This window comes from Oleiphilus sp. HI0066 (assembly GCF_001635725.1).
Genome location: NZ_LWFH01000320.1, coordinates 1 through 1032, shown reverse-complemented (window position 1 = coordinate 1032; position 1032 = coordinate 1). Strand labels below are relative to the sequence as shown.

The 1032-nt window shown below is 44.1% G+C and carries 1 protein-coding gene; it reads right to left on the bottom strand.

Translation table 11 applies throughout. The annotated features are described in order from the left end of the window. Positions 1-123: 123 nt before the first annotated feature. The coding region (locus A3738_RS04685) for an acyl-CoA dehydrogenase family protein (RefSeq protein WP_068763395.1) at positions 124-1032 on the bottom strand (909 nt) is incomplete at its 5' end.

Here is a 1032-nt window from a genome sequence, read left to right as displayed (position 1 = left end):
GGACATATTCAATGGTAAGCTCTTGTGATTGTTTAAGGTTGCTGTCTTATTCTAGGAATACCGAGGTCAGAGTAATATTACTCTGACCCCAACATGACATCGTGACTCACATACAAACGAAGATCAGACCATTGACCTTGCAATGATTAGCTTCATGATTTCATTCGTGCCTGCGTATATCTTTTGAACGCGCGCATCAGCATAAGCACGTGCAACCGGATATTCCCACATGTAGCCGTAACCGCCATGCAGTTGCAAACATTCATCTATCACATCGCATTGAATTTCAGTGGTTAGATATTTAATCTTCGCCGCTGTCACTACATCCAACTTACCTTCAAGGTGAAGTTCCAAGCATTTATCTACAAAAACACGCACCATAGTGAGCGTTGAGGACATTTCAGCGAGTTTGAATTGAGTGTTCTGGAACGCCGAAATTGGTTTGCCGAAAGCTTTACGCTCTTTAACGTAAGCAAGCGTTTGTTTGAAGATTGACTCAGCATTAGCAATAGCATTCAAACCGACTGACAAACGCTCTTGTGGCAACTCTTGCATCAAGTAAATAAAGCCCATACCTTCAGCACCAAGTAAGTTTTCTTTCGGCACTTTTACATCTTGGAAGAATAACTCAGAAGTATCCTGAGCTTTCATACCAATCTTTTCTAAGTTCGTGCCTTTAGAAAATCCTGCTGAATCCGCATCAACTAATAATAAGCTGGTGCCTTTTGCGCCGCCGTCTGGGTCAGTCTTCGCAACAACGATGTAAAGATCTGCCAACTGGCCGTTAGTAATAAAGGTCTTCGATCCATTCAATACATAGTGATCCCCATCGAGCACAGCATTGGTCTTGACACCCTGTAAGTCCGATCCCGTTCCCGGCTCAGTCATCGCAATCGCGGTGACAATCTCACCGCTTACACATTTCGGAAGATATTTTTGCTTCTGTTCTTCCGTGCCGTAACGCTCGATATAAGGAACCGCGATATCCGAATGCAACCCAAAACCAATGCCACTCAGGCCAAGCTCTGCAAC